Annotated in this window: 20 protein-coding genes; 9 read left to right on the top strand and 11 right to left on the bottom strand. The window is 60.2% G+C overall.

Going from position 1 to position 20,857, the window contains the following annotated elements; genetic code table 11:
- The coding region (locus HCU66_RS21720; protein ID WP_479561817.1) for a polyphosphate kinase at positions 1 to 825 on the top strand (825 nt) is incomplete at its 5' end.
- 165 nt (positions 826 to 990) lie between these two features.
- On the opposite strand, the gene ppx is transcribed toward HCU66_RS21720, so the two are convergent.
- The 5 genes from ppx to HCU66_RS21695 all read right to left on the bottom strand — a co-directional run bounded on the left by ppx (position 991) and on the right by HCU66_RS21695 (position 5,613).
- The gene (gene ppx, locus HCU66_RS21715) at positions 991 to 2,493 is read right to left on the bottom strand and encodes an exopolyphosphatase (protein WP_205890503.1); all 1,503 of its coding nucleotides are present in this window, start codon (positions 2,491 to 2,493) and stop codon (positions 991 to 993) included.
- A gap of 272 nt (positions 2,494 to 2,765) precedes the next feature.
- Positions 2,766 to 3,503, bottom strand: coding sequence for an amino acid ABC transporter ATP-binding protein (locus HCU66_RS21710; RefSeq protein ID WP_205890502.1), 738 nt, complete (start codon positions 3,501 to 3,503; stop codon positions 2,766 to 2,768).
- The gene (locus HCU66_RS21705) at positions 3,490 to 4,140 is read right to left on the bottom strand and encodes an amino acid ABC transporter permease (protein WP_205890501.1); all 651 of its coding nucleotides are present in this window, start codon (positions 4,138 to 4,140) and stop codon (positions 3,490 to 3,492) included. The genes HCU66_RS21710 and HCU66_RS21705 overlap by 14 nt, the downstream gene beginning before the upstream one ends.
- On the bottom strand, positions 4,137 to 4,805 hold the full coding sequence (locus tag HCU66_RS21700) for an amino acid ABC transporter permease (protein ID WP_205890500.1): 669 nt from the start codon (positions 4,803 to 4,805) through the stop codon (positions 4,137 to 4,139). The genes HCU66_RS21705 and HCU66_RS21700 overlap by 4 nt, the downstream gene beginning before the upstream one ends.
- Before the next feature lie 22 nt (positions 4,806 to 4,827).
- A complete protein-coding gene (locus tag HCU66_RS21695) occupies positions 4,828 to 5,613 on the bottom strand; it encodes a transporter substrate-binding domain-containing protein (RefSeq protein WP_205890499.1) in 786 nt (261 codons plus the stop codon).
- A 256-nt stretch (positions 5,614 to 5,869) separates the two neighbouring features.
- On the opposite strand from HCU66_RS21695, the gene HCU66_RS21690 reads away from it, so the two are divergent.
- The 6 genes from HCU66_RS21690 (at position 5,870) to HCU66_RS21665 (ending at position 11,965) form a co-directional block, all read left to right on the top strand.
- Positions 5,870 to 6,577 (top strand): FadR/GntR family transcriptional regulator, encoded by a 708-nt coding sequence (locus HCU66_RS21690; RefSeq protein ID WP_205890498.1) that lies wholly within the window; start codon positions 5,870 to 5,872, stop codon positions 6,575 to 6,577.
- A 120-nt stretch (positions 6,578 to 6,697) separates the two neighbouring features.
- Entirely contained in the window at positions 6,698 to 7,027 is a 330-nt protein-coding gene (gene trxA, locus HCU66_RS21685) for a thioredoxin TrxA (RefSeq protein WP_003206727.1), read from the top strand.
- 247 nt (positions 7,028 to 7,274) lie between these two features.
- Entirely contained in the window at positions 7,275 to 8,534 is a 1,260-nt protein-coding gene (rho, locus tag HCU66_RS21680; RefSeq protein ID WP_205890497.1) for a transcription termination factor Rho, read from the top strand.
- Between the two features lie 142 nt (positions 8,535 to 8,676).
- Positions 8,677 to 10,143, top strand: a complete 1,467-nt coding sequence (ubiD, locus tag HCU66_RS21675; protein ID WP_205890496.1) for a 4-hydroxy-3-polyprenylbenzoate decarboxylase — start codon at positions 8,677 to 8,679, stop codon at positions 10,141 to 10,143.
- A complete protein-coding gene (locus tag HCU66_RS21670; RefSeq protein WP_205890495.1) occupies positions 10,143 to 11,111 on the top strand; it encodes a CDP-6-deoxy-delta-3,4-glucoseen reductase in 969 nt (322 codons plus the stop codon). The genes ubiD and HCU66_RS21670 overlap by 1 nt, the downstream gene beginning before the upstream one ends.
- 185 nt (positions 11,112 to 11,296) lie before the next feature.
- A complete protein-coding gene (locus tag HCU66_RS21665) occupies positions 11,297 to 11,965 on the top strand; it encodes a gamma-glutamylcyclotransferase (protein ID WP_205890494.1) in 669 nt (222 codons plus the stop codon).
- On the opposite strand, the gene glpT is transcribed toward HCU66_RS21665, so the two are convergent.
- Positions 11,941 to 13,290 (bottom strand): glycerol-3-phosphate transporter, encoded by a 1,350-nt coding sequence (glpT, locus tag HCU66_RS21660; RefSeq protein WP_205890493.1) that lies wholly within the window; start codon positions 13,288 to 13,290, stop codon positions 11,941 to 11,943. The two genes, HCU66_RS21665 and glpT, sit on opposite strands and share 25 nt — an antisense overlap.
- Before the next feature lie 204 nt (positions 13,291 to 13,494).
- On the bottom strand, positions 13,495 to 14,472 hold the full coding sequence (locus HCU66_RS21655) for an NADPH:quinone oxidoreductase family protein (protein ID WP_205890492.1): 978 nt from the start codon (positions 14,470 to 14,472) through the stop codon (positions 13,495 to 13,497).
- 150 nt (positions 14,473 to 14,622) lie between these two features.
- On the opposite strand from HCU66_RS21655, the gene HCU66_RS21650 reads away from it, so the two are divergent.
- Positions 14,623 to 15,030, top strand: a complete 408-nt coding sequence (locus HCU66_RS21650; RefSeq protein ID WP_205890491.1) for a flagellar basal body-associated FliL family protein — start codon at positions 14,623 to 14,625, stop codon at positions 15,028 to 15,030.
- A 62-nt stretch (positions 15,031 to 15,092) separates the two neighbouring features.
- Here HCU66_RS21650 and HCU66_RS21645 read toward each other — a convergent pair whose 3' ends face one another.
- The 4 genes from HCU66_RS21645 to HCU66_RS21630 all read right to left on the bottom strand — a co-directional run bounded on the left by HCU66_RS21645 (position 15,093) and on the right by HCU66_RS21630 (position 20,475).
- The gene (locus HCU66_RS21645; RefSeq protein ID WP_205890490.1) at positions 15,093 to 16,211 is read right to left on the bottom strand and encodes an ABC transporter permease; all 1,119 of its coding nucleotides are present in this window, start codon (positions 16,209 to 16,211) and stop codon (positions 15,093 to 15,095) included.
- A complete protein-coding gene (gene rbbA / locus HCU66_RS21640) occupies positions 16,211 to 18,934 on the bottom strand; it encodes a ribosome-associated ATPase/putative transporter RbbA (RefSeq protein WP_205890489.1) in 2,724 nt (907 codons plus the stop codon). The genes HCU66_RS21645 and rbbA overlap by 1 nt, the downstream gene beginning before the upstream one ends.
- A complete protein-coding gene (locus tag HCU66_RS21635; RefSeq protein ID WP_205890488.1) occupies positions 18,931 to 19,896 on the bottom strand; it encodes an HlyD family secretion protein in 966 nt (321 codons plus the stop codon). The genes rbbA and HCU66_RS21635 overlap by 4 nt, the downstream gene beginning before the upstream one ends.
- A gap of 129 nt (positions 19,897 to 20,025) precedes the next feature.
- Positions 20,026 to 20,475, bottom strand: a complete 450-nt coding sequence (locus HCU66_RS21630; RefSeq protein ID WP_205890487.1) for an EVE domain-containing protein — start codon at positions 20,473 to 20,475, stop codon at positions 20,026 to 20,028.
- A 200-nt stretch (positions 20,476 to 20,675) separates the two neighbouring features.
- On the opposite strand from HCU66_RS21630, the gene HCU66_RS21625 reads away from it, so the two are divergent.
- Complete coding sequence (locus tag HCU66_RS21625) at positions 20,676 to 20,825, top strand: hypothetical protein (protein WP_018927582.1); 150 nt, start codon at positions 20,676 to 20,678, stop codon at positions 20,823 to 20,825.
- Positions 20,826 to 20,857: the final 32 nt, after the last annotated feature.

Raw genomic sequence — 20,857 nt, 5'->3', positions numbered from 1 at the left:
CGTCTGCAAGCGGCCGGTGCGGTGGTGATTTACGGCGTGGTCGGCTTCAAGACCCACGCCAAGATGATGCTGATTCTGCGTCGCGAGGCCGGCGAGATTGTCCGCTACGCCCACTTGGGCACCGGCAACTACCACGCCGCCAACGCCCGTCTGTACACCGACTACAGCCTGCTGACCTCCGACGATGCCTTGTGCGAAGACGTCGGCAAACTGTTCAGCCAGTTGATCGGCATGGGTAAAACCCTGCGCATGAAGAAGCTGCTGCACGCGCCGTTCACGTTGAAGAAGGGCATGCTCGACATGATTGCCCGGGAGACGCAGTTCGCCCTCGACGGCAAACCGGCGCACATCATCGCCAAGTTCAACTCGTTGACCGATCCGAAGGTCATCCGCGCGTTGTACAAGGCCAGTCAGTCCGGGGTTCGTATCGATTTGATAGTGCGGGGCATGTGCTGCCTGCGACCGGGTATCGCCGGGGTATCGCACAACATCCATGTGCGCTCGATCATCGGTCGATTCCTGGAACACACCCGGGTCTTCTACTTCCTCAATGGCGGTGAAGAGCAGATGTTCCTGTCCAGCGCCGACTGGATGGAACGCAACCTCGACAAGCGCGTCGAGACGTGCTTCCCGGTCGAGGGCAAGAAGCTGATTTTGCGGGTCAAGAAAGAGCTGGAGCTTTATCTGACCGATAACACCCACAGCTGGAGCCTGCAGTCGGACGGTCGCTACATTCGCAACACGCCGACCGGCAACCAGAACCCGCGCAGTGCCCAGGCCACCTTGCTGGAGCGCTTGGGCAGCCCGATTCTGGCGGTGCGTTAACCCTCGCGAGGCATAAAAATGGCGATCCCTGCGGATCGCCATTTTCATTTCCACCACCGTCCCTTGTAGGAGCTGGCTTGCCAGCGAATGGCTTTCAATTCATGCGTCCATTTCAAGGACGCCTTCGCCAGCAAGCTGGCGCCTACAGGATTGTGTTCGGTTGTTTTATCGAACGTTCAGCACTAAGCCGACGCGGGTCAGCCATTCCGCTTCCAGGGCAAAGTCGGCCTGGGTCAGCTGGTTGTCGTCCAGCCAGTGCTCCGGGAACACCACTTCCAGGTTGTTGCCATCGGCATTCAGCTCCACCTGCGGCATTTGCTGGGTGCCACGGATGTGGTGGAACAGAATCGCAAAACGCAGCAGCGCGCACAGGCGAATCAGCTTGATGCCGTCGTCGCCGAACTCGGCGAACTTGTCCTTGGGGATGTTACGGCGATGGCCACGCACCAGCAGCGCGAGCATCAGTTGGTCTTCGCGGGAGAAACCGGCGAGGTCCGAGTGTTCGATCAGGTAGGCGCCGTGCTTGTGGTACTGATAGTGGGCGATGTCCAGGCCCACTTCATGGACCTTGGCTGCCCAGCTCAGCAGTTCGCGCCAGACGCCCTCATGCAGGTCCCAGTCCTGGGCCACTTGATCGAAGGCATGCAGCGCCTTGCGTTCGACTCGCGCGGCTTGCTCCAGATCAACGTGGTAACGCTCCATCAGCGAGCTGAGCGTGCGCTCACGGACGTCTTCGTGATGATGACGGCCCAACAGGTCATAGAGCACGCCTTCGCGCAGGGCGCCTTCACAATGGTCCATGCGTTGCAGTTCGAGGGCATCGAAGATTGCTTCGAGTATCGCCAGGCCAGCGGGGAAGATTGCGCGGCGGTCAGGCTTGATGCCTTCGAAGTCGATCTTCTCGACATCGCCGAGTTTGATCAGCTTGCGCTTGAGCCAGGCCAGGCCTTCGGCGTTGACCTCGCCCGTGCCATGCCCGCCGGCCTTCAGCGCCAGGCCGATGGCGCGAATGGTGCCCGAGGAGCCGATGGCTTCATCCCAGGTCAGGCGGTGCAGGGCGTGTTCGATGCTCATGATCTCCAGCCGCGCCGCAGTATAGGCCTGGGCATAGCGGGCCGGGGTGATCTTGCCGTCCTTGAAATAGCGTTGGGTGTAGCTCACGCAGCCCATTTGCAGGCTTTCGCGCAACAATGGCTCGAATCTCTGCCCGATGATGAATTCGGTACTGCCGCCGCCGATGTCGGCCACCAGGCGTTTGCCCGGGGTGTCGGCGAGGGTGTGGGAGACGCCGAGGTAAATCAGGCGCGCTTCTTCACGGCCGGAGATGACTTCTACCGGATGGCCGAGGATTTCTTCGGCGCGACGGATGAATTCGCCACGGTTACGGGCTTCGCGCAGGGCGTTGGTGCCGACGATCCGCACAGCGCCGGGCGGCAAACCGTTGATCAGTTGGGCGAAACGCTTCAGGCAATCGAGCCCGCGCTGGATGGATTCTTCGCTCAGTTGACGCTCTTCGTCGATGCCGGCGGCCAGCTGAACCTTCTCCCCGAGGCGTTCGAGAATCCGGATTTCGTCGTTCTGGGCCTTGGCCACGACCATGTGAAAGCTGTTGGAGCCCAGGTCGATTGCGGCGATCAGGGACAGATTCTTGGCTTGGGATAGCGGCATGGTCAGGGGGTCTCGGTCGATAACCCCGACATCCTGCCACGATCAAACGCTCGCGCCAACNGGGGTCTCGGTCGATAACCCCGACATCCTGCCACGATCAAACGCTCGCGCCAACGCGTAGGAGCTGCCGAAGGCTGCGATCTTTTAGCACGGGGGCTCTTGTGGTGTTGCTGCTGGCCCCTTCGCGGGCAAGCCTGCTCCTACGGATGACCGCGTCCCCCCGTAGGAGCGGGCTTGCCCGCGAAGGCGGCCTCACACACGCTGAAGATCTATCAGCCCGCCGCCTCCACGGTCCCAATGAAATTCGCCAGCTCCGCGGTCTGCGGGTTGGCAAACAGAATCTTCGGATCCCCCACCTCATGCACCTTGCCCTGATGCATGAACACCAACTTATCCCCAACCTCGCGGGCAAAGCGCATTTCATGGGTGACCATGATCAATGTCATGCCTTCTTTGGCCAGTTGCCGGACCACGCTGAGCACCTCGTTGACCAGTTCCGGATCGAGGGCCGAGGTGATTTCATCGCACAGCAAGACTTTCGGTGACATGGCCAGCGCCCGGGCGATCGCCACCCGCTGTTGCTGGCCGCCAGAGAGTCGATCCGGAAAGGCGTCGAATTTCTCCCCCAGCCCCACCCGTTCCAGCATCTGCCGCGCCCGTTCGGCGGCTTTGGCTTTTGGCACTTTCTGCACCACTTGCGGCGCGAGCATGACGTTCTCGCCTACCGTCAGGTGCGGGAACAGGTTGAACTGCTGGAACACCATCCCGACTTTCTGTCGCAGGCTGCGCAGGTCGGCGCGGGCGGCGTCGAGGTATTCGCCGTCGACTTCGATCACGCCATCGTTGATCGATTCCAGGCCATTGAGGGTGCGCAGCAAAGTGGATTTGCCCGAGCCGCTGCGCCCGATGATCGCCACCACCTGGCCTTCCTCGATACTCAGATCGATGCCTTTGAGTACATGGTGGTCGCCGTAATATTTATGCAGGGCGGAAATTCTAAGCAGAGGCATGCAGTCTCCTTTCCAGGTAGCGCGCACTGAGGGACAAGGGGTAGCAGAGCAGGAAGTAACCGAGGGCGACGAGGCCGTAGACCATGAAGGGTTCGAAGGTCGCATTGGCGAGCATGCCGCCAGTCTTGGTCAGTTCGGTGAAGCCGATGATCGAGGTGACGGCGGTGCCTTTGACCACTTGCACCGAGAACCCCACGGTCGGTGCCACGGCGATGCGCAGGGCTTGCGGCAGGATCACGTAACGCAATTGCTCCAGCGGATTGAGCGCCAGGCTCGACGAGGCTTCCCACTGGCCGTGGGGGATCGAGTCGACGCAACCGCGCCAGATCTCCGCCAGGTAGGCGCTGGTGAACAGCGTCAGGGCAATCGCCGCCGCCATCCAGGGTGAAATTTCCACGCCGGCCAGCGCCACGCCGAAGAACACCAGAAACAGCTGCATCAACAGCGGCGTGCCCTGGAACAGTTCGATGTAGGTGCGGGCGAAGTGGCTGGGCAGGGATTTTTTTGAAATCCGCATCACCATGATCAGCAAACCGATCACCCCGCCGCCGATAAACGCCACCAGCGACAACGCCAGGGTCCACTGCAGGCCGGTGAGCAGGTTGCGCAGGATGTCCCAGAAGGTGAAATCGCTCATTGGCTGCTCCTTACCAGGTAGCGCCGGCCTATCCAGTTCAGCAACTGGCGGATCAGCAGCGCCATGCACAGGTAGATCAGTGTGGTCAGGGCATAGGTTTCAAAGGCGCGGAAGTTGCGCGATTGAATGAAGTTGGCGGCGAAACTCAACTCTTCGGTGGCGATCTGCGAACAGACCGCCGAGCCAAGCATGACGATGATGATCTGGCTGCTCAGGGCCGGCCAGACCTTGCCCAGCGCCGGCAGCAGAACCACATGGCGGAACGCTTCGAAGCGGGACATCGCCAGGGCGGCCGCGGCTTCCAGCTGCCCGCGGGGGATCGCTTGAATGCCGGCGCGGATGATCTCGGTCGAATAGGCACCCAGGTTGATCACCATCGCCAGCACCGCCGCCTGCCATTCGGAAATCTGCAGGCCCAGCGACGGCAAACCGAAGAAGATGAAAAACAGCTGCACCAGAAAGGGCGTGTTGCGGATCAACTCCACGTAAACCCCGAAAATGCCGGCGAACGGGCGGATGTTCCACGCCCGCACCAGCGCCCCGACGATGCCTACGCCCACCCCGAGCAGCGCGCCGATGGCCGTCAGTTCAAGGGTGAACAGCGCACCGCGCAGCAGCAGATCGGTGTTTTCCACCACCGGCAAGAAATCGAACTGATAAGCCATGAGTCGTCTCCCGCGCGACCGATCAGAGATCGGCCGGCAGCGGTTCTTTGAGCCAGGTCCGGGAGTTCTTCTCCAGGGCGCCATCGGCCTTGGCGGTGGTAAGGATCTGGTTGACCTTGTCCAGTAACGCCGGCTCGTTCTTGTTCACGCCGACGTACACCGGCGAATCCTTGAGCTTCACTTTCAGGGCTGGCACGCGTTTCGGGTTTTTCTCACTGATGGCCACCATCACCACGTTGCCGCTGGCGATCAGGTCGACTTGCCCCGCGAGGTAGGCGGCAATGGTCGAGTTATTGTCTTCAAAGCGTTTGATGGTCGTGCCTTCGGGGGCGACTTTGGTCAACTCGATGTCTTCAATGGCGCCACGGGTGACGCTGATGGTTTTGCCCTTGAGATCATCCAGACCGCTGATGGCGGCCTCTGGCGGGCCGAACACGGCGAGGTAGAACGGCGCGTAGGCACGGGAAAAGTCGATGACTTTCTCGCGCTCGGGGTTCTTGCCGAGGCTGGAAATCACCAGGTCGACCTTGCCGGTGGTCAGGAACGGGATGCGGTTGGTGCTGTTGACCGGGGTCAGTTCGAGTTTGACCTTGAGTTGGTCGGCGAGCAGTTTGGCGGTGTCGATGTCCAGGCCGCGAGGTTTCATGTCCGGGCCGACCGAACCGAACGGCGGGAAGTCCTGGGGCACGGCAACTTTGAGGGTGCCGCGTTTGACCACATCCTCCAGACCGTCGGCGTGGGCGGGTGCCTGGCTCAGCATCAGGCTGGCAAACAGGGCGGCGAGGAGGGCGCTGTAACGCTGGGTCATGGCAAATCTCCGGATCGGCGGGAAGTGATTTCTGCGGATCGACACAGCACGGGCCATGCCAAGATTCGGTTTTGGGGGGCGCAGGCCACGGTTTTACTGGTGTCGTTCGGTCTTACTGGTCTGAACAGTCGGGTAGCATTTCGCACTCCGATGGCGCATCCGGGAAAATTGCCGAACCCCCATGGGGCACGACTTGCCGGACGTCGCGAATAGCTTTACAACTAGCCGCTCATTGGCCTGGTTCGTCTGAAAAACCATGAACTCGATCTCCCGCGCAGTACCCGAAGTGGCGCTGCAAGCCATCCGCAAACTGATCACCGAACAAGGTTTCGGGCCGGGGGATGCCTTGCCATCGCAACGGGACCTGGCGGTGCAATTGGGGGTCAGTCGGGCGTCGCTGCGCGAGGCGTTGTCATCCCTGAGTGCGTTGGGCGTGATCAGTATCCAGCCAGGCAAGGGCGTGTTCGTGCAGTCACCGGTCGATCTGCCCCGGGGCGATGCGGCGCCGGGCTGGCCGTTCGCGGCCCAGGCATCGCCGTTGGACATCTTTCAGTTGCGCTACGCGCTGGAGGGTTTTGCCGCCGGGCTGGCGGCCGTGACCCTGAGCACCGAGGATCTCGATGCCCTGGAAGACAACGTCGCCGCCATGCGCAACGAACTGCGTGCAGCCAACTTCGATGGGGCGGCGCGACTGGACTTCGAGTTTCACCGGCGCATCCTCCTGGCCAGCGGCAATCAGGCGATGCTGAGTATCCTGACGGCCAGCGCCGACATCTTTCTGGAGAGCCAGAAGCTACCGTTCATCCGGGCCGAACGGGCCATGGAAACCTGGCAGGAACACCGTAAAATCCTCCGCGCGCTGGCCCGCCGGGCCTCTGGTGCCGCGCAGAAGGCGATGCAGGAGCATGTGCGCAACGCCGCCCTGCGCACCGGAATTGCGTTCGTCGCTCCCGCCACCTCGTGACTTGAGCTATACCCAAATTCATGGGGCACCATAGCGAGACTCAATCATCTGCGGCTTCCTGAACGGGGGAAGGGCGGCTATGATGGGCCACGTTTTTTTGCTTACAACCTGGAGACTTCCATGAGCAGCGATCTTATCAAACACGTTAGCGACGCTAGCTTCGAGGCCGACGTACTCAAGGCCGAAGGCGCTGTACTGGTCGACTACTGGGCTGAATGGTGCGGCCCTTGCAAAATGATCGCTCCTGTTCTGGACGAAATTGCCGAGACCTACAAAGGCAAACTGACCGTTGCCAAGCTGAACATCGACGAGAACCAGGAAACCCCGGCCAAGCACGGCGTGCGTGGTATCCCGACGCTGATGCTGTTCAAGAACGGCAACGTCGAAGCCACCAAGGTCGGCGCGCTGTCGAAGTCGCAACTGGCCGCTTTCCTCGACGCCAACATCTAAGCGTTGTTATAAAGCGTCATGAAAAGGCCCCGCATATTGCGGGGCCTTTTCGTTATTGAGGGCTAGACGCTCTGAAACTCAGGTGGTACATTCGGCCCCGCACTGGTTTCTCCACTGCCCCCTGCTAGCCGTCGCCGACGCACTCCTTTTCGAATAAGTACGCGATCCTGTCGCCTTCTCCGCGGCGCGGCCTCATTAAGCCAAAAGCTTAATTTCCCCCCTCCATAAATGATTACGTCATTCCTATATGAATCTGACTGAACTCAAGCAAAAGCCGATCACCGAACTGCTCGAATTGGCCGAACAGATGGGCATAGAAAATATGGCCCGTTCGCGCAAGCAGGACGTGATTTTCTCCCTGCTCAAAAAGCACGCTAAAAGCGGCGAGGAAATCTCCGGTGATGGCGTGCTGGAGATTCTCCAGGACGGCTTCGGCTTCCTGCGCTCCGCTGATGCTTCCTATCTCGCCGGCCCGGACGACATCTACGTCTCGCCGAGCCAGATCCGCCGCTTCAACTTGCGCACCGGTGACACCATCGTCGGCAAGATCCGCCCTCCAAAGGAAGGCGAGCGGTATTTCGCGCTGCTCAAGGTCGACACGATCAACTTCGATCGTCCCGAGAACGCGAAAAACAAGATTCTCTTCGAGAACCTGACCCCGCTGTTCCCGACCGTGCGCATGAAGATGGAAGCCGGCAACGGTTCCACCGAAGACTTGACCGGTCGTGTCATCGACCTGTGCGCCCCGATCGGCAAAGGCCAGCGCGGCCTGATCGTTGCACCGCCGAAAGCCGGTAAAACGATCATGCTGCAGAACATTGCAGCGAACATCGCGCGTAACAACCCTGAAGTTCATCTGATCGTGCTGCTGATCGACGAACGTCCGGAAGAAGTGACCGAAATGCAGCGCACCGTGCGCGGTGAAGTGGTTGCCTCGACGTTCGACGAGCCGCCAACCCGCCACGTGCAGGTTGCCGAAATGGTGATCGAGAAGGCCAAGCGCCTGGTCGAACACAAGAAGGACGTGGTGATTCTGCTCGACTCCATCACCCGTCTGGCGCGTGCCTACAACACCGTGATCCCGAGCTCCGGCAAAGTGCTTACCGGTGGTGTCGATGCTCATGCCCTGGAGAAACCGAAGCGTTTCTTTGGCGCTGCGCGGAACATCGAGGAAGGCGGTTCGCTGACCATTATCGCTACCGCGCTGGTTGAAACCGGCTCGAAGATGGACGAAGTGATCTACGAAGAGTTCAAAGGCACCGGCAACATGGAACTGCCTCTGGATCGCAAGATCGCTGAAAAACGTGTGTTCCCGGCCATCAACATCAACCGTTCCGGTACTCGCCGCGAAGAGTTGCTGACCGCCGACGACGAACTGCAGCGTATGTGGATCCTGCGCAAGCTGCTGCACCCGATGGACGAAGTCTCTGCCATCGAGTTCCTGGTCGACAAGCTGAAACAGACCAAGACCAACGACGAGTTCTTCCTGTCGATGAAGCGCAAGTAAATCGCAGAAAGTCAGCAAAAGCCGGGGAAACCCGGCTTTTTGCTATCTGATTTTTGATCAACGGCAGTTCGTTGTTCTGAATAGAGGGGTTCGGCGCTAAACTGCCTGCCCCCGAACGCCACGGCCAATACGAGGCTCACGCATGCAGTATCGCGACTTGCGCGACTTTATCAGCGGCCTGGAAAAGCGCGGTGAACTCAAGCGCATCCAGGTTCCGGTGTCCCCAGTGCTCGAAATGACCGAGGTCTGCGATCGCACATTGCGCGCCAAGGGCCCGGCCCTGCTGTTCGAAAAACCTACCGGTTATGACATCCCTGTACTCGGCAATCTGTTCGGTACGCCTGAGCGCGTGGCGCTGGGCATGGGCGCGGAAGCGGTCAGCGAGCTGCGCGAAATCGGCAAGTTGCTGGCGTTCCTCAAAGAGCCCGAGCCGCCAAAGGGCCTGAAGGATGCCTGGTCCAAGCTGCCGATCTTTCGCAAGATCATCTCGATGGCGCCGAAAGTCGTCAAAGACGCGGTGTGCCAGGAAGTGGTCATCGAAGGCGACGATGTCGACCTCGCGATGTTACCGGTGCAGACCTGCTGGCCGGGAGACGTCGGCCCGCTGATCACCTGGGGTCTGACCGTCACCAAAGGTCCGAACAAGGATCGCCAGAACCTCGGCATTTACCGTCAACAGGTGATCGGCCGCAACAAGGTGATCATGCGCTGGTTGAGTCACCGTGGCGGCGCGCTGGATTACCGTGAGTGGTGCGAGAAACACCCCGGCCAGCCGTTCCCGGTGTCTGTGGCCCTGGGCGCTGATCCGGCCACCATCCTTGGTGCCGTGACGCCGGTGCCGGACAGTCTCTCCGAATACGCGTTTGCCGGTCTGTTGCGGGGCAACCGCACTGAGCTGGTGAAGTGCCGCGGCAATGACCTGCAAGTGCCGGCCACTGCCGAAATCATCCTCGAAGGCGTGATCCATCCGGGCGAAATGGCCGATGAAGGTCCGTACGGCGACCACACCGGTTACTACAATGAAGTCGACAGCTTCCCGGTGTTCACCGTCGAGCGCATCACCCATCGGATCAAGCCGATCTACCACAGCACCTACACCGGCCGTCCGCCGGATGAGCCGGCGATTCTCGGTGTGGCGCTGAATGAAGTGTTCGTGCCGATCCTGCAAAAGCAGTTCCCGGAGATCACTGACTTCTACCTGCCGCCCGAAGGCTGCTCGTACCGCATGGCCATCGTGACCATGAAGAAGTCGTATCCTGGGCATGCCAAGCGGGTAATGCTCGGTGTCTGGTCGTTTTTGCGACAGTTCATGTACACCAAGTTCGTTATCGTCACCGACGACGATATCAACGCACGGGACTGGAACGACGTGATCTGGGCCATCACCACGCGCATGGACCCCAAGCGTGACACGGTGATGATCGACAACACGCCGATCGACTACCTGGACTTCGCCTCGCCGGTCTCCGGCCTGGGTTCGAAGATGGGGCTCGATGCCACGCATAAATGGCCAGGCGAAACCACCCGTGAGTGGGGCCGGGTCATCGTCAAGGATGAAGCCGTTACCCAACGGATCGATGCCATCTGGAATCAGTTAGGAATAGATTGATGCGTGTAACCTTGCAGCCTTCCGGAGCAGTGCTTGAGATTCTGCCCGGCGAGCGGATTCTCGATGGCGCGCGGCGCCTGGGCTATGAATGCCCGCAAAGCTGTCGCAACGGCAATTGCCATGTGTGCGGCGCGCTGCTGGTGGAAGGGCGGGTCGAACAGGCTGGCGATGTGCGCGACCATGGCGAGTTCTACACTTGCATTGCAGAGCCGCTGGAAGACTGCATCGTGCTGTGGGATGGCGTGCTCGCGCTGGGAGAACTGCCGGTGCGCGGCATGTCGTGTCAGGTCATTGAATGCAGGGGCGTCGGCGGCGACACCTGGCGCGTGCGTCTGCGTGCGCCAGCGGGCAAACCGCCGCGCTACCACGCCGGCCAGTACCTGATGATCGAGCGTGAGAACGGCGAGAAGTCCGCTTTCTCCCTGGCCTCTGCTCCGCATTCCGGCCGCGACCTGGAAATTCATGTATTGGCGCGCGAAAGCAGTGCACTTAACCTGATTGAACAGCTTCAGCGCAACTCGATGGTGCGAATTGAAATGCCGTTCGGTGACACCCATCTGGCGGAACTGCCGAACGGTCCGCTGGTACTGATTGCCGCCGGTACCGGCATGGGCCAGATCCATAGCCTGATCGAACATTGCCGCGCCACGGGTTTCAAGCATCCAGTGCATCTGTATTGGGGCGTGCGCCGACCTGAAGACTTTTACGACATCGAACATTGGGATGAATGGGAGAAACTGCCCAATCTGTTCCTGCATAAAGTCGTCAGCGATCAATGCGGCTGGCAGGGGCGCTGCGGCATGTTGCATGAGGCGGTGTGTGAAGATTTCCCTGATCTGAAAGCGCTGCACGTCTATGCCAGCGGTTCTCCGGCCATGGTCTATGGCACGCTGGATGCGTTGGTTGAAGCGGGAATGGATGCCCATCAAATGCGCGCGGATGTATTCGCCTACGCGCCGCGATCTTGATCCGCGATCCTGATCGTTATAACTCTCTATATAGCCTATCGGTATTTATGAATTTATATAAATGCCGGTAGGTTATATCTCATGCCATGGCACTTAAATTGCCTTAAACGTTATGTGCCTTATTGTTACAGCGGTGCGTTCTATTAAGTAATTCTTCACTCGCGGGGAGCTGAACGCTATTCGCCATGAGCGCCATTGAATCTGCTTTTTTGAATCTGGCTTACCCTCCGCGGCTCGATCTGGGGCCGCAGCTTACGCACGAACAATTGCTCAGCTCGATGCAGTCGACCATGGCGCGCCACAAGGGTGGGCCGGTCTGGTTGTTCGCTTATGGTTCGCTGATCTGGCGCCCTGAATGTGCGGCGGTTGAGCGCGTGCGCGGTCGCGTGCATGGTTACCATCGCGGTTTGTACCTGTGGTCCCACGAGCATCGCGGCACGCCGGAAGTGCCGGGGCTGGTATTTGGCCTGGATCGCGGCGGCTCGTGCAGCGGCTTCGCTTATCGCTTGCCCGAAGAACAACTCGACGCTTCGCTTTATGCGCTGTGGCAGCGTGAAATGCCATTCCCGTCCTATCGTCCACACTGGCTCAACTGCCGTCTTGAAGACGGAAACCAGGTTCAGGCGTTGGGATTCGTGTTGGAGCGGCACCTGCCCAGCTATGCCGGCAACTTGCCGGATCATGTGCTGAGCCAGGTGTTCGAAAACGCTTGCGGGCGTTACGGCACCACTCGCGAATATGTCGAGCAGACCGCCCACGCCCTGCGTAGCCACGCCATGCCAGACCGGAATCTGGAGGCGCGGCTCAAACGCTGCAAATCAAAGGCTGATCAGGCGAGCGCTTCGCGGCCCTGACTGGCGACTTGCTTGTGCCACAGAGTCGGCGCAAGGAAGGCCATTGCCAGCAGGCATGCGCCCACCAACAGCACGAAACCGCCATCCCAGCCGAAATGGTCCACGGTGTAGCCCATTGCTGCACTGGCAGCGACTGAACCACCCAGATAACCGAACAGACCCGTGAAGCCCGCTGCAGTACCGGCGGCTTTTTTCGGCGCCAGTTCCAGCGCTTGCAGGCCGATCAGCATCACCGGGCCGTAGATCAGGAAGCCGATGGAGAACAGCGCGATCATGTCGACAGTCGGGTTGCCGGCCGGGTTGAGCCAGTACACGAGGGTCGCCACCGTCACCAAGGCCATGAACACCATGCCGGTCAGGCCACGGTTGCCCCGGAAGATCTTGTCCGACATCCAGCCGCACAGCAGCGTGCCCGGGATCCCTGCCCATTCGTAGAAGAAATAGGCCCACGAGGTTTTATCCACGGTGAAGCCTTTGGCTTCCTTGAGGTAGGTCGGTGCCCAGTCCAGCACGCCATAACGCAATAGATAGACGAACACGTTGGCCATGGCGATGTACCAGAGCATCTTGTTGCGCAACACATACTTGACGAAGATGTCCTTGGCGCTGAATTCCTCTTCGTGGCTGGCGTCGTAGCCTTCCGGGTAATCGTTCTTGTACTTTTCAATCGGCGGCAGGCCTACCGATTGCGGGGTGTCGCGCATGGTGACGAAGGCAAACGCCGCCACCGCCAGAGCCACCGCCGCTGGCACGTAGAACGCGGCGTGCCAGTCGTTGAACAGCCCCATGCCGAGCAGGAACAACGGGCCGATCAGCCCGCCGCCGACGTTGTGTGCCACGTTCCACACGGACACCACGCCACCGCGCTCTTTCTGCGACCACCAGTGCACCATGGTCCGGCCACTCGGCGGCCAGCCCATGCCCTGGGCCCAGCCGTTGATGAACAGCAGGATGAACATCATGGTCACGCTGGACGTTGCCCACGGCGCGAAACCGAATATGAACATCACGCCGGCCGACACCAGCAGGCCGAAGGGCAGGAAGTAGCGCGGGTTGGAGCGGTCGGACACCAGGCCCATGAGGAACTTCGACAGGCCGTAGGCAATCGCGATCGCCGACATCGCCAGGCCCAGCTGACCACGGGTGTAACCCTCTTCGATCAGGTACGGCATGGCCAGGGAGAAGTTCTTGCGCAGCAGGTAGTAACCCGCATAGCCAATGAAAATCCCGGCGAAGATCTGCCAGCGAAGGCGTCGATAGGTACTGTCTATTTTTTCTTCAGGCAATGGAGCCTGATGTGCGGCAGGACGAAAGAAAGCAAACATTCAAGAGCTCCAGATTTCTTGTTTTGACTGCGGATGCGAATGTTACAGTTTCGTTACCGAAAATAGCACCGCTTCACATCGGCAAAACAGCGGAAATGTTGGAGATTGCATGTTCCTTTATGAACATGTCGCTCAGATATAAATGAAGGTCGGTATAGAGATGACGGAGCCGGGTCGCAGGATCGCGACCCGACTGGAAAACCATCAGCGAACCTGCACAACAACCTTCCCGACCGCCTTGCGCTGGCCGAGATCATTGATCGCCTGTGCCGCATTGCTCAGCGGATAAACCTGCGATACCAGCGGCTTCAACTTGCCCTCGGCAAACCAGCCAAACAGTTGTTGGAAGTTCGCCGCGTTGTCCTGTGGCTGGCGTTGGGCGAAGGAGCCCCAGAACACGCCGATCACCGCTGCACCTTTGAGCAGCGCCAGGTTCACTGGCAATTCTGGAATGCGTCCACTGGCGAAACCGACCACCAGAAGACGACCGTTCCAGGCGATGGCGCGGATGGCCTGGTCGAACAGGTCGCCACCCACCGGGTCGTAGATCACATCGGCGCCCTGGCCGTCGGTCAGGCGTTTGATTTCGTCCTTGAGGCTGGTTTCGCTGTAGTTGATCAGCTCATCGGCGCCGGCAGCCTTGGCCACCGCGAGTTTTTCCGCGCTACTGGCGGCAGCGATCACCCGGGCGCCCATGGCTTTGCCGATTTCCACTGCAGCGAGGCCGACGCCGCCGGACGCGCCGAGTACCAGCAAGGTTTCGCCGGGCTGCAGGTTGCCCCGTTGCTTGAGGGCGTGCATCGAAGTGCCATAGGTCATGCTGAAGGCGGCGGCGGTGTTGAAGTCCATCGATGGCGGGATCGGCAGCACGTTGTAGCCCGGCACCGCGACCTGTTCGGCGAAACTGCCCCAGCCCGTCAGGGCCATGACCCGGTCACCGACCTTGAGGTGGCTGACCTTTTCGCCCACCGCGCTGACCACGCCGGCCGCTTCACCACCCGGTGAAAACGGGAAGGGCGGTTTGAACTGGTATTTACCCTCGATGATCAGTGTGTCCGGGAAATTCACCCCAGCCGCGTGCACGTCCAGCAGGATTTCATTCTTCTTCGCGACAGGACTGGCGACGTCTTCCAGCACCAGCGATTCGGCAGGGCCGAAGGCTTTGCACAGCACGGCTTTCATCAGGGCTATTCCTTTGGGAGTGATGGCCGATAAGTGTAGGTGTGTGAGTCAACGGGTCAACGAGCATGCCCGGCCCTGATAGTCAGCCATAAGCTTGTGCTTGAGCGGCGGGTCGTTATGCTAGGCCGCAAACCGGATAAGGAGCGAATTGTGAAAGCGTGGATCATGTTGTTGCTGGCCCTGTCTCTGCCTGTGGCAGCGATGGCCGAAGAAGCTAAAGAAGGTGAAGCCCCGAAGGTCAACTACATCACCCTGAGCCCGCCGTTCGTGGGCAACTATGGGCTCGACGGCACGCCGAAGTTCAAAGTCTACAAGGCCGATGTGGCGTTGCGGGTGACCGGTGACGAGGCGACCAAGGCGGTCAAGGCCAATGAGCCATTGATCCGTAATCAACTGGTTGCGTTGTTTGCCCAGCAGACCACTGAAACCATGAACAACGTCGAAGCCAAGGAAAAGCTGCGTCAGGAAGCCTTGAAGCAGACCCAGCAAGTGATGAATGACGAAACCGGCAAACCGGTGGTTGAGGATCTGTTGTTCAACAACCTGATCATTCAATAAGCCTTTTGCTGTCCGGGCGGGCCTCATTGCGGGCTGGCCCGCGAAGGGCGCGACTCGGTCCTTCAGGACGCCAGGCTCTTGCGAAACCGCATCAGCGCAACGGTGAAGAACAGCAGGCCAATGGCGCTTAAGGCCAGCAAGTCTGGCCAGACCACACTGATGCCGGCGTCGCGAAACAATATCGCGGCGCTGAGGCTGACGAAGTGCGTTGATGGCGAGCCCTGCATCACCCATTGCAGCCATTGCGGCATGCTGTCCAGGGGCGTACTGCCCCCGGAAAGCAGCAACATCGGGATAATCACCGGAATCGCCAACAAGCCGAACTGCGGTGTCGAGCGGGCGAGGGTCGCGAGGAATATTCCCAGCGCCGTGCTGGCGAACAGATAAACCGCCGTTACCAGCAAGAAAAAGCTCAGGGAACCGGCCAGCGGTACGCCGAGGGCGCCTTTGACAATCACTTCCAGCGACACCCAGGTGCACAGCACCACCACCAGCATGTTGCTCCAGACTTTCGCCAACATGATTTCCAGTGCCGTCAGCGGCAGTACCAGCAAATGGTCGAGGGTGCCGTGCTCGCGTTCACGCAGTAGCGCTGTGCCCGTCAGGATGATGGCCAGGATCGTGATGTTGTTGACGATCTGAATAACCGCCAGGAACCAGCCACCCTCCAGGTTGGTATTGAACAGCGCTCGTGTCGTCAGCAGCACGGGTGTCTGGCTCGCCGCATCGCCCTGGCCACTGTAGGTCAGCAGCTCGCGCTGGAAAATCCGCCCGATATAGCCTGCGCCCATGAACGCCTGGCTCATGGCGGTGGCGTCAACGTTGACCTGCACCGCTGGCTGGTGGCCGCCCAGCAGATCGGCCTGAAAATTGGCTGGAACATTGATCACGAAGGTGTACCGCCCGCTGTCCAGCACCTCGTCCAGTTGGCCATAAGGCAGCGGCACCGGCGGTTGAAATTCCGGCGGCCGCAGGACTTGGGCCAGTTGGCGTGACATGGGGCTGTGATCTTCGTCGACCATGGCCACGCTGGCGTTGTGCACACCGATCACTGAGCCTGCGGCCGGCATGTAGATCGCCACTGTAAAGGCGTAGAACAGGAACAGCAGCAATACACTGTCATGTTGCAGGCTCGTGAGTTCCTTGAGGCCAAGACGCAGGATGTGCGCAAGCTTATGCATCAGACCTCCTGCTTTTTCAGCATGGCCAGGCTGAGCCCGGTGAACCCGAGAAAGAACCCGAACAGCGCCAGGCATTGCGGCCACAACTGCCGGATATCCAGCGCCTTGGTAAAGGTGCCGACAGCGATATCGAGAAAGTAGCCCGCCGGAAACAGCATCCCCATGACCGCGGCCGCACCGTCAAGGGACGACCGTGGCACGATCAAACCGGAAAACTGGATGGTCGGCAAACTGGTGATGATCATGGTGCCGAGAATGGCGGCGATCTGGGTTCGGGTGAACGCCGAAATCAACATCCCCATGCTGGTGGTCGCCAGCACGTAGAGCAGCCCGCCGAAGGCCAGGGTCAATGCGCTGCCCTTGAAGGGTACGCCGAACAGCCAGCGGTTCATGGCCGCCAGCACGGCGAGATTGATCAGACTGACGGCCAGATACGGCACCTGTTTACCTAACAGGAACTCCAGGCGGGTCAGCGGTGTGGCGTAGAAGTTGGTGATCGAGCCCAGTTCCTTCTCCCGCACGATGCCCAGCGCAGTCAGCATGGCCGGGATGAACGCCAGGACCAGTGCCATCACTCCGGGGCCGATGGCATTGACGCTGACGACATCCTGGTTGTAGCGGAAACGAGTTTCCAGTTTGGCTGGCGCTTGCCGGGGCGGCGCGGGACTGGACTGATCCGCCAATTGCTCCAGGTTGGCCTGGTGTACCGCTTCCACATAATTGCGGCTGGTTTCGGCGCGAAACGGCATACCGCCGTCGAACCAGGCCGCCACCGTGGGTTGGCGACCGGCGAACAGATCTCGACCGAATCCAGGGGGAATCTCCAGCGCCAGTTTGATTTCCGAGCGCTGCAATCGTCGATGCAACTGCGCCGGATCGCCTATCGGGGCCTGCTCCTCGAAGTAGCGGGAGCCGCGGAAGGCCTCCAGATAAGCCCGGCTCTGCGCGGTCTGGTCCTGGTCGTAAACCGCGAAGGCGAGTTTCTCCACATCCAGGGAAATGCCGTAGCCGAAAATCACCATCATGAGCATTGCCCCGAGCAGAGCGAAGGCCAGGCGTACTCTATCGCGCAGCAGTTCCTTGCCTTCACGACTCGCCAGTGCCCGCAGCCGCCCAAAACTGAAGCGGCGGTCTTTCATCGATGTGGCGGGTGCGAGCGTTGTGTCGCCGGGCACTGGTGGCGCTGCTGTTGCGACCGGGCTCTGGGCCTGTTCCAGGCAGGTGACGAATGCGGCCTCAAGTGTCTGGCCATTGAACTGTTGTTGCAGTGCTGCCGGCGTGTCACAGGCCAGTACCTTGCCTGCGTGCATCAATGAGATGCGGTCGCAGCGCTGGGCTTCGTTCATGAAATGGGTGGACAGGAAGATTGTCACGTCCTGTTCGCGGGACAGTTCGATCAGCAGTCGCCAGAAATCGTCCCGCGCCGCCGGGTCAACGCCGGAGGTGGGTTCGTCGAGGATCAGCACTTCCGGGCGGTGCAACACGGCTACCGCCAGGGATAGCCGCTGACGCAGACCCAGCGGCAATGCACCGGACGGCTGATGGGCGACGCTGGCCAGGTTGAAACGCTGGATCAGTTCGTCGATGCGCTGAGCGCTGTCGGCTTTGGGCAGATCGAACAGTCGCGCGTGCAAGTCCAGGTTCTGCCGCACGCTGAGTTCGCCATAGAGCGAGAAACTCTGAGACATGAAACCGACGCGCTTGCGGGTGGCCAGATCCTTGGCGTTCACCGGGTTGCCCAGCAGCGTGGCACTGCCTTCGCTGGCCGGGATCAGCCCGGTGAGCACTTTCATGGTGGTGGTTTTGCCGCACCCATTGGAGCCTAGAAACCCGAAGATCTCGCCGCGGCCAATGGCGAAGCTGACCTTGTCCACCGCCGTGAAGTCGCCGAAACGCAGGGTCAGATCATGGGCTTGGATGGCGATATTGGCCGTAGCGTTGGTTCGGGGAGGGATCACTAGCGGCTGGTTGTCGTGGCCGGTGTCGCCCTGAAAGTGGGTGAAGGCTTCGTCGAGTTTGCCGCTGGGGATTGCCGCCCCCAGATCGCGGCTCAAGCCGGCGGCGATCAGTTTGCCGCCGTCGAGCATCAGGCAGTGTTCGAACTGCTCGGCCTCTTCCATATACGCGGTGGCGACCAGTAGCGTCAGTTGCGGGCGTTGGTGCCGAACGTCATCAATCAACTCCCAGAAATGCCGTCGGGACAAGGGATCGACGCCCGTGGTCGGCTCATCGAGGATCAACAAATCCGGTTCATGGATTAACGCGCAACAGAGGCCGAGCTTTTGTTTCATTCCGCCCGACAGCTTGCCGGCCGGGCGCTCGGCAAACCGCAGTAGATCGGTGGCCAGCAGCAGGCTGTGCATGCGCTGATCGCTTTCGGCCCCGGACAGCCCGAACAGTGTGGCGAAGAAGTGAATGTTCTCGCGGATCGACAGATCAGGGTACAGGTTGCCGCCCAGGCCTTGAGGCATGAACGCGATGCGCGAGTAGAGGCTGTTGCGGTGGCGCCGGTCCTGGATCGAGCCACCAAGCACTTCCAGTTGACCCTCCTGTAGCGTCTTCACACCGGCGATCAATCCCAGCAGGCTGGATTTACCGGCGCCATCCGGGCCAATCAATCCGCACCGGGTACCGGTGGGCAGACTGAACGTGATGTCGGTCAGCGCATGCTGTTCGCCGTAGCGGTGCTGAAGACGGGTGGCGTGCAGTGCCAGGCCGGTCATTGAAGATTGGCCGGCCAGTCAATGGGAGCGGTGCGCACGTAGCCATTGCCGGGCATCCCCGGTTTGGCCTGGGGCACGGCGCTGGGGTGGGTCAAGTGTAGCTTGACCCGAAACACCAGTTTCTGACGTTCGTCGCGGGTCTCGACTTCTTTGGGTGTGAACTGCGATTTGGCCGCCACGAAGCTGATTTTTGCCGGCAATGGCTGGTCGGGCAGGGCGTCCAGCAGGATCCGCGCTTCATCGCCGACCGCCAGGCGTCCGGCGACGGACGCTGCAAGGTAGAGATTCATGTATTGGTCGTTCGGGTCAATCAGCAGCAACACTCGCCCACCGGCGCCGAGCACTTCTCCGGGTTCGGCCATGCGAAGCTGAATGATCCCGTCGATGGGAGCCCGCAAGCTGCTGTCGTCGATTTCGCTGGTTAACTGAGCCACTTGCGCCTGTGCCGCGCCAATGGCTGCGCCGACGGCGGACACCTGAGCGCGGGCCGCAGTAACAGCTGCGTTGGCGGTGTCGAAGCGTGACTGCTGTTGGTCGATGATCTGGCCGCTGGCGAAACCGCGATTGAACAACGCCTGGGAGCGTTTGAGCTCTTGCTGGGCAAGCAGTTGCTCGCTCTGGCGCAGTTTCACATTGGCCTGGGCGGCGGAAAGATTTTCCCGGACGCGTATCACTTCGGCTTCAGCCTGGTTGCGCTGGGCTTCGAGGGTTCGGGTGTCCATGCGGGCCAACAGTTGACCCTGGGTGACCTTGTCGCCTTCGTTCACCAGCACTTCAGCCAATCGACCGGGTGTTTTGCTGGCGATCTGCACTTCTGTGGCTTCAAGTCGACCATTGCCCACATACAACCCTTCGGGCAGTCGGTTAACGGTCGACCGCCAATAACCAAACCCCCCGGCGGTCAGTAGCAAAGCCCCCAGTAAAAAAACGAAGAAAAGCGAAGAACGGCTGTGCGTCGACATGTCGGCATCCTGCGTCTATTGCGTCCCAGTCTGACAGGAAAGCGCTTGAGCACTTTGATGTCAGTCAACTGAGTGGCAAGCCTGACCGGTTGGCAAGGTAAGCCAGAGTGACCGGCGGTTGTGCACTATTTAACGCAAATCAAGCACCGCTGCCCATTGTTCGGCTGTCACCGGCATCACCGACAGCCGCGAGCCCTTCTGGACCAGTGGCATTTCGGCCAGCACTGTTTGCTGTTTCAGATAATCGAGCTTCAGCACCCTGGAAAACGTCTCGACGTGAGCGACATCGATCGCGCTCCAGGCGTTTTTCTCGGCGGTGGCCTTCGGGTCGAAGTAATGACTCTCGGGCTCCAGCGCCGTCGGGTCCGGATACGCCGCCTCGACAATCTTGCCGATTCCGGCAATTCCCGGCTCCGGGCAACTGGAGTGATAGAAGAAAAACTCGTCGCCCACCGCCATCGCCCGTAAAAAGTTGCGCGCCTGATAGTTGCGAACCCCGTCCCAGCGCGCTCGGCCAAGCTTCTCCAGGTCTCTGATCGAGAGCTCGTCAGGTTCGGATTTCATCAGCCAATAGGCCATGGTTTTGCTCCTTGCGAGGTGAGTGGGCAAGCGGTCGGGCAATTTTATGACAAACCGACAGTCGGTTGACGCCAGCGTTTGCGTGTCGGTTCACGTTGTCGCAAAATGCCGGCCTTCTTAGCTTGACGCTGCTGCACGGCCTACACCTACAACGGAAACCGCTGCTGTCATCGTGTTGATGTGCCTTTGGGGGGCAATCGATGAAACGCAAACCGGATTTACTATGGATTTTGGTTATTTTATTCGGCCTTGGTGTCGTGACCACCGGCTATGCCCAAAGCCTGTGGAACAACAAACCCGATGCTCCCGTCGAGATCGCGCAGCAACAGCCGTCAGCCTTCAAGCGCTGAACCTGTCGCTTGGACGCCGCTGATGTCAGTGG

The sequence above is a fragment of the Pseudomonas frederiksbergensis genome (assembly GCF_017114915.1).
Taxonomy (GTDB): Bacteria; Pseudomonadota; Gammaproteobacteria; order Pseudomonadales; family Pseudomonadaceae; genus Aquipseudomonas; species Aquipseudomonas frederiksbergensis_I.
Note: the sequence above shows the minus strand (reverse complement) of the source record. Positions and strands in the feature narration are given on the sequence as shown.

Coding starts and splice junctions, on each gene's coding strand:
- ppx (WP_205890503.1), bottom strand. CDS start 2,493: ATGCCGCTATCCCAAGCCAAGAATCTGTCCCTGATCGCCGCAATCGAC.
- HCU66_RS21710 (WP_205890502.1), bottom strand. CDS start 3,503: ATGCCTCTGCTTAGAATTTCCGCCCTGCATAAATATTACGGCGACCAC.
- HCU66_RS21705 (WP_205890501.1), bottom strand. CDS start 4,140: ATGAGCGATTTCACCTTCTGGGACATCCTGCGCAACCTGCTCACCGGC.
- HCU66_RS21700 (WP_205890500.1), bottom strand. CDS start 4,805: ATGGCTTATCAGTTCGATTTCTTGCCGGTGGTGGAAAACACCGATCTG.
- HCU66_RS21695 (WP_205890499.1), bottom strand. CDS start 5,613: ATGACCCAGCGTTACAGCGCCCTCCTCGCCGCCCTGTTTGCCAGCCTG.
- HCU66_RS21690 (WP_205890498.1), top strand. CDS start 5,870: ATGAACTCGATCTCCCGCGCAGTACCCGAAGTGGCGCTGCAAGCCATC.
- trxA (WP_003206727.1), top strand. CDS start 6,698: ATGAGCAGCGATCTTATCAAACACGTTAGCGACGCTAGCTTCGAGGCC.
- rho (WP_205890497.1), top strand. CDS start 7,275: ATGAATCTGACTGAACTCAAGCAAAAGCCGATCACCGAACTGCTCGAA.
- ubiD (WP_205890496.1), top strand. CDS start 8,677: ATGCAGTATCGCGACTTGCGCGACTTTATCAGCGGCCTGGAAAAGCGC.
- HCU66_RS21670 (WP_205890495.1), top strand. CDS start 10,143: ATGCGTGTAACCTTGCAGCCTTCCGGAGCAGTGCTTGAGATTCTGCCC.
- HCU66_RS21665 (WP_205890494.1), top strand. CDS start 11,297: ATGAGCGCCATTGAATCTGCTTTTTTGAATCTGGCTTACCCTCCGCGG.
- glpT (WP_205890493.1), bottom strand. CDS start 13,290: ATGTTTGCTTTCTTTCGTCCTGCCGCACATCAGGCTCCATTGCCTGAA.
- HCU66_RS21655 (WP_205890492.1), bottom strand. CDS start 14,472: ATGAAAGCCGTGCTGTGCAAAGCCTTCGGCCCTGCCGAATCGCTGGTG.
- HCU66_RS21645 (WP_205890490.1), bottom strand. CDS start 16,211: ATGCATAAGCTTGCGCACATCCTGCGTCTTGGCCTCAAGGAACTCACG.
- rbbA (WP_205890489.1), bottom strand. CDS start 18,934: ATGACCGGCCTGGCACTGCACGCCACCCGTCTTCAGCACCGCTACGGC.
- HCU66_RS21635 (WP_205890488.1), bottom strand. CDS start 19,896: ATGTCGACGCACAGCCGTTCTTCGCTTTTCTTCGTTTTTTTACTGGGG.
- HCU66_RS21630 (WP_205890487.1), bottom strand. CDS start 20,475: ATGGCCTATTGGCTGATGAAATCCGAACCTGACGAGCTCTCGATCAGA.
- HCU66_RS21625 (WP_018927582.1), top strand. CDS start 20,676: ATGAAACGCAAACCGGATTTACTATGGATTTTGGTTATTTTATTCGGC.